The sequence below is a fragment of the Streptomyces sp. NPDC056987 genome (assembly GCF_042673865.1).
Classification (GTDB): Bacteria; Actinomycetota; Actinomycetes; order Streptomycetales; family Streptomycetaceae; genus Streptomyces.
The window spans coordinates 60,818-71,850 of record NZ_JBHURV010000009.1 but is presented as its reverse complement, the minus strand read 5'-3'; the positions used below and the strand labels follow the sequence as shown (position 1 = coordinate 71,850).

General features: G+C 75.7%; 8 protein-coding genes. 4 read left to right on the top strand and 4 right to left on the bottom strand.

What is annotated here, in order from left to right; all coding sequences use genetic code 11:
- Nucleotides 1-131 precede the first annotated feature (131 nt).
- The 4 genes from ACFTZC_RS13055 to ACFTZC_RS13040 all read left to right on the top strand — a co-directional run bounded on the left by ACFTZC_RS13055 (nucleotide 132) and on the right by ACFTZC_RS13040 (nucleotide 7,896).
- Complete coding sequence (locus ACFTZC_RS13055) at nucleotides 132-1,286, top strand: AAA family ATPase (protein WP_382888901.1); 1,155 nt, start codon at nucleotides 132-134, stop codon at nucleotides 1,284-1,286.
- A complete protein-coding gene (locus tag ACFTZC_RS13050; protein WP_382888899.1) occupies nucleotides 1,273-5,004 on the top strand; it encodes a DUF5682 family protein in 3,732 nt (1,243 codons plus the stop codon). Before ACFTZC_RS13055 ends, ACFTZC_RS13050 begins: the two co-directional genes overlap by 14 nt.
- Nucleotides 5,001-6,932, top strand: a complete 1,932-nt coding sequence (locus ACFTZC_RS13045) for a hypothetical protein (RefSeq protein ID WP_382888897.1) — start codon at nucleotides 5,001-5,003, stop codon at nucleotides 6,930-6,932. The genes ACFTZC_RS13050 and ACFTZC_RS13045 overlap by 4 nt, the downstream gene beginning before the upstream one ends.
- Nucleotides 6,933-7,035: 103 nt before the next feature.
- A complete protein-coding gene (locus ACFTZC_RS13040; RefSeq protein ID WP_382888895.1) occupies nucleotides 7,036-7,896 on the top strand; it encodes a vancomycin high temperature exclusion protein in 861 nt (286 codons plus the stop codon).
- Here ACFTZC_RS13040 and ACFTZC_RS13035 read toward each other — a convergent pair.
- The 4 genes from ACFTZC_RS13035 to ACFTZC_RS13020 all read right to left on the bottom strand — a co-directional run bounded on the left by ACFTZC_RS13035 (nucleotide 7,880) and on the right by ACFTZC_RS13020 (nucleotide 10,977).
- Nucleotides 7,880-8,404 (bottom strand): gamma-glutamylcyclotransferase family protein, encoded by a 525-nt coding sequence (locus ACFTZC_RS13035; protein ID WP_382888892.1) that lies wholly within the window; start codon nucleotides 8,402-8,404, stop codon nucleotides 7,880-7,882. The two genes, ACFTZC_RS13040 and ACFTZC_RS13035, sit on opposite strands and share 17 nt — an antisense overlap.
- Nucleotides 8,401-8,760: a divalent-cation tolerance protein CutA gene (gene cutA / locus ACFTZC_RS13030; RefSeq protein WP_382888890.1), complete on the bottom strand. Its 360-nt coding sequence runs from the start codon at nucleotides 8,758-8,760 to the stop codon at nucleotides 8,401-8,403. The genes ACFTZC_RS13035 and cutA overlap by 4 nt, the downstream gene beginning before the upstream one ends.
- A gap of 87 nt (nucleotides 8,761-8,847) precedes the next feature.
- Nucleotides 8,848-9,465 carry an NADPH-dependent FMN reductase gene (locus tag ACFTZC_RS13025; protein WP_382888888.1) on the bottom strand — a complete coding sequence of 206 codons (618 nt, stop codon included), beginning with the start codon at nucleotides 9,463-9,465 and terminating at the stop codon, nucleotides 8,848-8,850.
- Between the two features lie 732 nt (nucleotides 9,466-10,197).
- Nucleotides 10,198-10,977 (bottom strand): TSUP family transporter, encoded by a 780-nt coding sequence (locus ACFTZC_RS13020; protein WP_382888886.1) that lies wholly within the window; start codon nucleotides 10,975-10,977, stop codon nucleotides 10,198-10,200.
- Nucleotides 10,978-11,033: the final 56 nt, after the last annotated feature.

Here is an 11,033-nt window from a genome sequence, read left to right as displayed (position 1 = left end):
ACGCGGGGAGGCCCGGAGTGGGACCGGCGGGCGTGGGCGCAGGTGCGGTTCCGGCGGGCGTGGACGCAGGTGTGGGTCCGGCGGGCAGGCCGTCGGGCACGGGCACAGGTACGGAGAAGGACGGCGCGGGGATGGGTACGGAGACGGATTCCGGGTCAGGGCCGGGGCGGCAGTTGGAGCTCCCGGAGGACCGGTACGCGGCGGAGCTGGCGTTCCTGGCGGCGTACGACACCGGACCACGGCCGCCGAGCTGGCGGCTGACGCCGCGCGCGGTGGTGCTGTTCATCTGCGGTTCGGGCGAGGAGCCACTGCGCGCCCCGGACGGCGAACAGCTCGTCGTCACCAGGAAGTTCGTCGGCGACCGGTCACTGGTGGAGCGCTGTGTGGTGACGCTGGCGGGCGAGCGCGGGCTGCTCCTCGTCGGTGAGCCGGGCACGGCGAAGTCGATGCTCTCCGAGCTGCTGGCCGCCGCCGTCTGCGGCGCCAGCACGCTCACCGTGCAGGGCACCGCGGGCACCACGGAGGACCAGCTCCGCTACGGCTGGAACTACGCGATGCTCCTCGCCAAGGGCCCGAGCAGGGAAGCCCTGGTGCCTTCCCCGGTTCTCACGGCCATGACGCGCGGCGCCGTGGCCCGGGTCGAAGAGGTCACCCGCATGCTGCCGGAGGTGCAGGACTCGCTGGTCTCGCTGCTCTCCGAGCGCCGGATGTCGGTGCCCGAACTGGCGGGCGGGGACGGCGGGGAGGGAACGGTGCACGCGGTCCCCGGCTTCACGCTGATCGCCACGGCCAATCTCCGCGACAAGGGGGTCTCCGAGATGTCCGCCGCGCTGAAGCGCCGGTTCAACTTCGAGACGGTCGGCCCGATCGACGATCTGGAGGCCGAGACGGCGCTGGTCCGTGCTCAGGCGACGGCGGCACTGGCACGCGGCGGCACGGAACTCCTGGTGGACGACACGGTGCTCGAAGCGCTGGTGACGGCGTTCCGGGAGCTGCGCACCGGGCGGAGCGCGGAGGGCTGGGAGATCGAGCGCCCCTCGACGGTGATGTCGACGGCGGAGGCGGTCCACGTCGCCACGTCCATGGGGCTGGGCGCGGCCTATCTCGGCGAGGGCCGGGATGTCGTACGGACGCTGCCGGGCCATCTGCTCGGCACCGTACGCAAGGACGACCCGGCCGACCACGCGCGGCTGCTGGGTTACTGGGACGGCCCGGTCCGGCGCCGTGCGGAGGCGGGGGCACCGCTGTGGCGGACGCTGTGGGAGCTGCGCCATGAGCTGGGGTGAGGCGGGGGCCGGGCAGGCGCCGGTCGGGCAGGCTCCGGTCGGGCAGGCTCCGGTCGATCAGGCCGGGGCCTGTGGGGCGGGCGGTGACGCGGCCGGGGTCCCGGGGGCGCTGGAGGCGCTCGCCGGATGCCGGGAGCCGTATCTGATCGGGGTACGGCACCACTCCCCTGCGCTGGCCGCGGCCGTACCGGCGATGCTGGCGGAGGCGGCGCCGGAGGTGGTGTTCGTCGAGCTGCCGGAGGAGTTCGGGGCCTGGCTGCCGTATCTCGCCGACCCGGAGACGGTGGAGCCGGTCGCGCTGGCGGGCACCACCGCGGACTCGGACGGCCCGGGGGACGGGGCGGGGAGCGGGCTGGTGTTCCTGCCGTTCGCGGAGTTCTCGCCGGAGCTGGCCGCCATCCGCTGGGCAAGGGCGGCGGGGGTGGAGGTCGTCGCCTTCGACCTGCCGCTGGCGGCGCGGGCGACGGCACGCCGCCGGGAGGAGACCGGGGCGGGCGCGCCGGAGCCGCGGGGCGGATCGGGCGTCGTCCCCGGCACGCTCGCCGCCGCGCTGCGCGCCCGGGTCGGCGGACGGCCCGGCGACGACCTGTGGGACCGGCTCGTCGAGGCCGTGGCCCCCGGATCGGACGCGGAGGCGCTGCGCCGGGCCGCACTGCTGGTCGGCTGGGCGCTGCGGGCCGACGCGGGCCCGGTGGACCCGTACGACCTGCGGCGTGAGGCGAACATGCGGCGGCGGCTGGCGGAGCACCGGGGCCGCCGTACGGCCGCCGTGATCGGGGCCTTTCACGCGCCCGCGCTGCTGCCCGGCAGGGCGGAGGCGGACGGTGCGGAGACGGACATCCACGCGAGCGCAGGGAACGGCGCCGGGGAGGTCGTCACCTCGCTCGTGCCGTACACGTACGCGCTGCTGGACGAGCGGTCCGGGTACCCGGCGGGGATCCGGGATCCGGAGTGGCAGCGCGGGGTGTATCTCGCCGGTGGTGATCGCGCGCTGCTGGACGAGTTGCTGACGGCGACCGCGGTGCGGATCTGCGCGTCCGTACGGGAGGCCGGGCATCCGAGCGGACCGGTGGACGCCCGTGAGGTCGTCCGGGTCGCCCGGGATCTCGCGGCGTTGCGCGGGCTGCCCGCCGCCGGGCGCGGGGAGTTGGTGGAGGCGGTCCAGACCGTCCTCGCGCAGGGGCGGGTGCTCGGGCGGGGCCGGGTCGTGGCCGCCGCCATGGAGAAGGTCCTGGTCGGCTCGCGGCAGGGCCGGCAGGCCCCCGGCACCCCGCGTTCGGGGCTGGGACCCGCCGTGGAGGCGCTGCTCGGCGAGTTGTCGCTGCCCACTCCGGTCGATCCGGGCCGCCGTGAGCTGCGCCTCGACGCACACCGCGGGGAGCGGGACCGGCGCCGCGAGCTGTGTCTGCGCCGGCTGGCCGCCTGCCGGATCCCGTACGGGGAGGAGGGCGAGGTGGCGGCCGTGGGCGAGGCGGCGCCGCTGACCACGCGCTGGGTGGTGGCGTGGACCCCGTCGACGGCGGCGATGCTCGACCTGGCGGGCGTGCACGGGGTGACGCTCGACCAGGCGGCGGCCGGGATGCTGCGCAGACGGCGCGCGGCGGAGCGGGGCGCGGGCGGCCCGACGGCCGCCGAGGTGCTGGCCGGTCTGCTGGAGGCGGCGCGCTGCGGGCTGCCCGTGCTGGCGGCGGAGCGGCTGACGGAGACGGCCGCGCTGCTGCCGGACTCCGGCACCCTGCCCGAACTGCTCGCGGGGCTCACTCTGTTGGACCGGATCCGGTCGGGTCATCTGCCGGGGCTGCCGGCGGGGTGGGAGCGGGTCGCGCTCGACGCGGCGTACGAGGAGCTGGCCACGGCGGGGGTCCGCGCCCTCGACGGGCTGGCGGGCTCCACGGATCCGGCGGACGCGCGGGCCCTGGTGTCGCTGGCGGACCGGGCCACCGCTCCACCGGGTCGTGCGGCGGACGGAGCCCCGGCGCCGAAGGCCGGGGGCGGTGGGCTGCGGCTGGACGCGGCGCTGCGGCGGCTCGACGCCGCGGGGACACCGCTGATCCGGGGTGCGGCGGGGGCGGCCCGGGTCCTGCTGGGGCAGCGGGATGCGGGGGAGTTCGGCGTCCGGGTGGCGTCCCGGGTGGACGGTGCGACCACGCCCGGGCTCCGTACCGATCTGGCGGGCTTCCTGCGCGGGACGCTGCTGGCGGCGGGCCCGCTGCTGGAGACGGGCGGGGCGCTCGACCCGCTGCTGGAACGGGTCGAGTCGCTGTCCGACCGGGGGTTCCTCGACCGGCTGCCCGCGCTGCGGGCGGGGTTCGACATCCTCTCCCCCGCGGCCAGGTCACGTCTGCTGGCCGCGGTGCAGGACCGCACGGGCCTCGCGGCGGGCACCCTCCCGGCCGCGTTCTCCGACCCGGCGGCCCTGGCCCTCCTCGCCTCGGCCGATCTGGCGGGCCGGGAGGCCCTGGCGGCACGGGGTCTGGCCGACGCGGCGGAGGAGCGGGAGCCGACGGCGGACAAGGGCGAGCCGAGTGCCTCCGCCCCGCCCCGCCAGGAAGGCGCCGCGGCGGCCGCCCGCCCCGTAGCGGAAGGCGCGGAGCCGGTTCTCGGCGCCGGGGAGCGGTGGCGGTTGCTGCTCGGCAAGGGGCGGGGGCTGGGCGGCCGGGCGGCGCGGATCGCCGGGGCACTCGACGAGTTGTACGGGTACGGGCACGGCGAGGGCGCCCGGAGCGAGGAACGGACCGGAAGCGGGACCGGCGGCGGGGACGGGGCCCCGTATCCCGATGTGCGGTCCTGGTCGGCGGAGCTGGCCGCGCTCTTCGGACCCGGTGTGCGCGAGGAGGTGCTCGCCGCCGCCGCCGAGGCCGGCCGGCTCGACGCCGCACTGGAACTCGACCCGGCGGCGGCCCGGCCCTCCGTGGAACTGCTGCGTACGGTCCTGTCGTACGCGGGCGGCCTCCCCGAGCAGCAGCTCGCCCGGCTGCGGCCTCTGGTGGCACGGCTGGTCGCCGAGTTGACGGAAGCACTCGCCAACCGGATGCGCCCCGCGCTCACCGGGCTCGCGCATCCGCGCCCGACGCGCCGGCCCGGCGGCCCGCTGGATCTCTCCCGTACGCTGCGCGCGAATCTGGCGACGGCCCGCCGGGACCCGGAGACCGGCGCGGTGACGGTCCTGCCGGAGCGGCCCGTCTTCCGCACCCGGGCCCGTAAGTCGGCGGACTGGCGGCTGATCCTGGTCGTGGACGTCTCGGGGTCCATGGAGGCGTCCACCATCTGGGCCGCGCTCACCGCCTCCGTGCTGGCCGGGGTCCCGGCGGTCAGCACGCACTTCGTCGCGTTCTCCACGGAGGTGGTCGACCTGACGGACCGGGTGGAGGACCCGCTGAGCCTTCTGCTGGAGGTCCGGGTCGGCGGCGGTACGAACATCGCGCGCGGGCTGCGGCACGCCCGCGAGCTGATGACCGTACCGTCGCGCACGCTGACCGTGCTGATCAGCGACTTCGAGGAGGGCGGCCCGGTCTCCCCGCTGCTCGCCGAGGTACGGGCGCTGGTCGACTCGGGCTGTCAGGTCCTGGGCTGCGCCTCGCTGGACGACGAGGGACGGCCGCGCTATTCGGCGGGCGTGGCGGGCCAGTTGGTGGGGGCGGGCATGCCGGTCGCGGCGCTCAGCCCCCTGGAGCTGGCCCGCTGGGTCGGCGAACGCGTAGGAGGAGCAGCCCGATGACCGGTTCCGCCCGTTCCACTGAGCCCACCGGCTCCGCAGGATCCGTCGTCGCGGCCTCGCCTGCCACGGCCGTACTGCCGCCCGTGTCCGCCGAGGTCGCGGCCGGGGCGCTCGATCTGCTGCCCGCCCGGCTGCGCAAGCGGGTGGACGGGGCGGTCGCGAAGGTGGCCGGCTGGCCGGTGGAGACCACCGGCGAGGGCATCCTCGTGCGCGTCGCGGAGGACACGGCGGTCACGCTGCGGTTGACGGGCGGGATCGTGGCCGACGCCGGGAGCGCGGTGTGCGACTGCCTGCTCGCCCCGGCCTGTCTGCACCGCGCGGCCGTGCTGTCCAGCGCCCCGCTCGCCCTGGGGAACGGAGAAGCGGGCGAGGAGGAGACCGCCGACGGGAGCGAGGGCGCCGGTCCTGGCCGGGGCGGAGGCAAGGGCGCCGACGGGAGCGAGGGCGCCGGCGAAGGCGACAACGGCGGCCCGGGCGGGAGCGCCGGCGGGGGTGAGGGCGTTGACGGAGGCGGAGGCGGGCTGTTCCGGCTCACCGCCGCGCAGTCCGGCGCGCTGCGGTCCCTCGGCGATGCCGCGACTGCCGTGCTGGTCTCGGGTGTCGCCGGGTCCGGCGCCGTGCACCGAGCCGAGCTGCTGCACGCCGCGCACTCCGCGCGGCTGGCCGGGCTGCCCCGGCCGGCCGCCACCGCCGTCAGGATCGCGCGGCGGCTCGGTGAGGCCCGCTCCGACGACCCCGCGTTCCGGCTCTCCGAGCTCTCCGGCGAACTCGCCGAACTCCTCGGTCTGGTGCGCCGCCCGGCCGACGCGGCGGCGCCCGTCCGACGCGACTACCGGCCCGAGGGGCCGCTCCGGCTGTACGGGCTGTTCACCGAGCCCGTGGTGACGGCGTCCGGCTACGCGGGCGCGACCGTGTACGCGCTCACCCCGGACGGCTCGCTCCGTACCCGCTCCGACGTGGTTCCCGGTGGCCCCGACCGGGCCCTTCAGGCGTCGGGGACGCCGCTGCCCGGCGGCTGCGCGCTCGCCCTCCGGGAGCTGGGCGACGGCGGCGGGGTGATCCTCACCTCGCCGACGGTCTCGCCGGACGGGCGGATCGGCGGGGGCGGGCCGGTGCGTTCCGTACGGGCGCCGGGTGCGGGGTGGCGGGACGCGCCGCTCGCCGCCCTCTGGGAGCGGCCACCGGCGGCGCAACTGGCTTCGGCTCTGCGGTGGTTGGCCGAGCCGGTCGAAACCAGAGGCGCGGGTGGCGATCTGCTCTTCCTCGACGGCGTCCTCACCGGCCCGGAGCCGGGCGGCGGGGGGACGGGGTTCGCCGTGTCCGGTGGGCCCGTGCTGCGGCTGGCGGCGCCCGACGAGCGGCCGGAGCTGCCCTACGCGGAGAACCTGGCGCTGTTCGCCACCCGCCCCGGGTCGGCCCTGCGGCTCGTCGCGCGGGTCGTACCGGACCGCCCCGACCTCGTGCACGTACTGGCCGCCTCCTGGACGGGCCACGACGGCGAGCCCGTCCGGGTGGACCTGGGGCTGCGCCGGCTCAACCGCTCGCACCTCCCCGCTGTGGGGGGCGACCGGCCCGTGGCCCCTGTGCCGGGTGCGCGGCCGGCGCTCCCCGTCGAGCTGGATCTGCTGCGCCGGGCCGTGGACCGCGCGGTGGCGGGCGGGCGCGCCGTGTCCGCCGCGGCGGTGGCGGACGAACTCCCCCGCCGGTTGCGGGCCGTGGGCCTCACCACCGGCGCGCGGCGGGCCCTCGCGCTGGCCGAGGCGGCGGCGGACCGCCGCCACGACGTGCTGGGCCGGCTGCTCCCCGCCGATCCCGAGGGCTTCGCCCTCGCCTGGCTCACGGCGTCGGTCTATACGGCGGCGGCGGCCGAATCGCTGCTGCTTGCGGCCTGGGCACCGCCGGAGATACCGGAGATATCCGTCGACTGACCGTGCGGGCCGGACGGGCCGGACACTCCGCGCGGGACGACCGGTGCGCCACGAACTATTGGGCGCCGTCGAACGTCGTACAGGGGACGGGCCGCTCGGGCCCATGCCCGAGCCCACCGGGACCACCGGGACCACCGGGACCACCGGGACCACCGGGACCACCTCAGGGGGGAACATGCCGCTGTCCAGACCCGCGAAGGCGCTGAAGTCGGTGACGGCCTGGCGGCCGACGAGAGCGCTGACGGGGGTCAAGGCACTGCTCGGTGAGGGCCGCGTGCGACGGCGGCGCGCCGTGCAGGCCGTCATGCTGGGCAGCGTGTTCGCCCTGGCGCCGGCGGCCTGGGTGCACGCGGTCGCGGACAGCCGGGTCCGTACGGTCGAGGACGCCCCGGCCAGGGACGTCGCCGTGGTCTTCGGCGCCGGGCTGCGGGAGGACCGGCCCGCGCCGTATCTCGCCCACCGGCTGGACGCCGCCGCCGAGTTGTACCGCGCGGGCACGGTGAAGGTCGTGCTGGTCACCGGGGACAACAGCCGGGTGGAGTACGACGAGCCCGACGCCATGCGCGCCTACCTCGTGGAGCGCGGGGTGCCCGACGGGCGGATCGTCAGCGACTACGCGGGATTCGACTCCTGGGACTCGTGCGTACGGGCCAGGAAGATCTTCGGGGTCGAGCGGGCGCTGCTGGTGACGCAGGGCTTCCATGTCCGGCGCGCGGTGGCGCTCTGCGAGGCCGCGGGGGTCGACGCGTACGGGGTCGGGGTCGACGAACCGCGCAACGTGACGTGGTACTACGGCGCGGTGCGGGAGATCTTCGCCGCCGGGAAGGCCGCGGCCGACGCCGTCACCGACCGGCAGCCCATGTTCCTCGGGCCGCGGGAACCAGGCGTGGCGGAGGCGCTGGCCGACGCCCGCGTCCAGGCCGAGCCCCACGTCCGCCGCGGCGGCGCTACGGGGGCGGAGTGACGTACGCGATCCAGTCGCCGCCCTCGATCAGCCGTCCCCCGCGCCGCAGCCGGCGCGCCACCCGGGGCGCGGCGAAGTACACCCAGGCCCGGGCCGTGGTGCCGTCGGCGCGCAGGACGTCGCGGACGGCCCGCTCGTACAGGTTGCGCGGGTCCCCGGGGGCTGCGTACTCCTCCAACTCGTCCAGAACGGACAGCAGTTCGTCGTACGCCTCACACGTGGCCGTCACCAGCTCCCCCACGACGACCGGCCCGTTCTCCCCGCCACTCCCACCCCCGCTCCCGGCTTCGGTTTCGGGAATCTCGACCGCGTACGGGTAGCCGGGGCCCTCGTACAGCCACGCCCCCGCGAGGCGGGCCGGCTCCTCACGCACCGTACGGCCGCGCAGGAACAGGTCGTGGTGGTGCTGGCCGGGCCGCAGCGTGCCGTAGACGAAGAACGACAGCGGCCCCTCGGATCGGCCGCCGCACGGGCGGCCCTCGGGCGGGTCGGGTGCGACCGCCGTCATGCGCCGGTGGTCTCCTCCGTGAGCCACGCCAGATACTCCGCGCTTCCCCTCACCACCGGCAGGGCGATGATCTCGGGTGTGTCGTAGTCATGGGCGGCCTTCAGGTGTGTTTCCAGGGCTTCATAGCGTTCCGCGACCGTCTTGAACAGGATCTGCCACTCCTCGGCGGTCTCGATCACGCTCTGCCAGCGGTAGACGGAGGTGACCGGCGCGGAGATCTGCGCGCAGGCGGCGAGCCGCGCCTCGATCACGCCCCGGGCCAGCGCCTCCGCCTTGTCGGCGCTGTCGGTCGTGGTCAGCACGGTCAGATATGCGGAGGAAGAGGACGACGGAGACTGGGACAGGGGCGCGGGCACGGCGGGGCTCCTTCACGGGCATCGGACGTCGCACGGGTGGTCGTACCACACCACAGACCCCGCCCCCATGTCCTCCTCCTCTCCCCGTCAGCCGCCGTACGGGCGGACGGCCTTCGCCTCCCGCAGCGCCAGGCCCCACCAGGCGAGCTGGTCGAGCATCGCGGTGGCCGCCGCGTCGCAGCCGGCGGAATCCTTGGGCCGGCCCGCCTCGTCGAAGTGGCCGCCCGCGTGGTGGAAGGAGACGGTGTCCCGGACGGTGACGGCGTGCAGTTCGGCGAAGACCTGCCGGAGCTGCTCGACGGCGCGCAGGCCGCCGGAGATCCCGCCGTACGAGACGAAGCCGACGGGCTTGGCCTGCCACTCGGCGTAGTGCCAGTCGATGAGCGACTTCACGGTGGCGGGGAAGGAGTGGTTGTACTCGGGCGTGAGGACGACGAACGCGTCCGCGTCGGCCAACGGCGCCGAGACCTTGTCGAGTTCGGCCCGGACGGTGGGTTCCGGCCGGAAGGAGAGGGCGGTCGGCAGCTCCACCCCCGCGAGATCGATGAGTTCGGTGGTGAAGTCGGCGCGCTCGGCGGCGCGGGAGAGGAACCAGTCGGAGACGACGGGGCCGAAGCGCCCTTCGCGGTTGCTGCCGAGAATGACGGCGAGCTTCAGCGGCGTGACGGTCGCCGCGCCGGACTTGCTGGACATGTTCGTAGGCATGAGGAGAGCCTGTTACCTCAACCAAGGTCGAGGTCAAGCCGCCGATGGGCGGCCCGGCGACCGGCATACGGTGAGAGATATGACGACCACTTCACCGCTCCTCGTGACCGAGGCGGAGTGGTGTCGGAGAGCGCGATCGCCAACGTCGCCTTCTGGGACGGCACCTCGGCGATCTGGCCGGACGCCCCGGCCCTGACCGGCATCGCCGGTCGCGCGGATCGACGGAACGGTCCTGCCGGGCGACGACGCGCTGTTCAAGACGGTGCGCGAGGTGTACGAGAGGGTGGTGTGGGACCGGATCTGAGGCACGGACACGCACACGCGGGCACCGGCCGAACCGCCCCCGAACCGGCCCTCTGTCACCCGTTCGGAACGGGCCGGAAGGCGCGCGCCGCTCCGGGCGCCTTATCTCGGAAGGGACGGCGAGGAGACGGCTTCCGTGCTTCGGAGCTTCCGTGCTTCCGTGCTTCCGTGCTCAGGCACTTCGGAGCTTCGGAGCTTCGGCGCTTCGGTGACTCCGTGTCCGCGTCCGTCGGCACCATCCGGGTCGCGGCGGAGGTGGGCCTTCCGGCCACCCCCGCCGTCGGCGGGAGCCGGCCCCTGCGCCGCCGGGCGAGCGGCGCGCAGGGAGGCCGGCCGGCGGGCCCTCCTCCCCGCCACGTCCCGCCCGGCGCCGCGCGGCGCCGTTCGCCCCGTCCCCGTCAGGCCGGCAGCCGACGGGGGCGGGGCCCCTCACGCCGTCCACTGGTCGAACGCGAGCTTCGCGACCAGCGAGAACACCACCACCAGCAGCACCCCGCGGACGAACTCGCTGCCCTTGCTGAGCGCCATCCGCGCGCCGAGCGTCCCGCCCGCCAGGTTGAAGACCGCCATCAGCCCGGCGAGCTGCCACAGCACCGTGCCCTGGTACGCGAACATGGCGAGCGCCCCGGCGTTGGTGCAGACGTTCACGATCTTCGCGGTGGCGGACGCCGTCACCAGATCCAGGTGGAGCACCGCCGTGAGCCCCAGCACCAGAAACGTTCCCGTCCCCGGCCCGAAGAGCCCGTCGTAGAAGCCGATCCCGCCGCCCACCAGCACGATCGCGAGGACCGTACGGCGCCGCCCCACCGGGCCGCCCGCCCGCTCCCGGCCGAACGCCGGCCGCAGCAGCACGAAGGCGGCCACTCCCAGCAGCACCACCATGATCACCGGACGGAGTGTCGCGCTGCTGATCCCCGCCGCGAAGAACGCGCCCGTCATCGACCCGCCGAGGGCCATGACCCCGATCCGTACGGCCGTCCCCACGTCCACCGGTGCCCGGCGCGCGTAGGTGACCGCCGCGCCCGTGGTGCCCACGATGGCCACGGCCTTGTTGGTGCCGAGGATGTGCGCGGCGGAGACGTGCGGCAGCCCGAGCAGCATCGCGGGCAGGAGCAGCAGCCCTCCCCCTCCGACCACGGCGTCGATCCAGCCCGCCACGGCGGCGGCGAGGCAGAGCAGGACCAGCACGGTCAGCGATATCTCGGGCACGGTCGCGACCTTATGGAGCGGATACATGGCCTGTCCAACGACATAGGCGAACGACC

Coding starts and splice junctions, on each gene's coding strand:
- ACFTZC_RS13055 (WP_382888901.1), top strand. CDS start 132: ATGGGTACGGAGACGGATTCCGGGTCAGGGCCGGGGCGGCAGTTGGAG.
- ACFTZC_RS13050 (WP_382888899.1), top strand. CDS start 1,273: ATGAGCTGGGGTGAGGCGGGGGCCGGGCAGGCGCCGGTCGGGCAGGCT.
- ACFTZC_RS13045 (WP_382888897.1), top strand. CDS start 5,001: ATGACCGGTTCCGCCCGTTCCACTGAGCCCACCGGCTCCGCAGGATCC.
- ACFTZC_RS13040 (WP_382888895.1), top strand. CDS start 7,036: ATGCCCGAGCCCACCGGGACCACCGGGACCACCGGGACCACCGGGACC.
- ACFTZC_RS13035 (WP_382888892.1), bottom strand. CDS start 8,404: ATGACGGCGGTCGCACCCGACCCGCCCGAGGGCCGCCCGTGCGGCGGC.
- ACFTZC_RS13025 (WP_382888888.1), bottom strand. CDS start 9,465: ATGCCTACGAACATGTCCAGCAAGTCCGGCGCGGCGACCGTCACGCCG.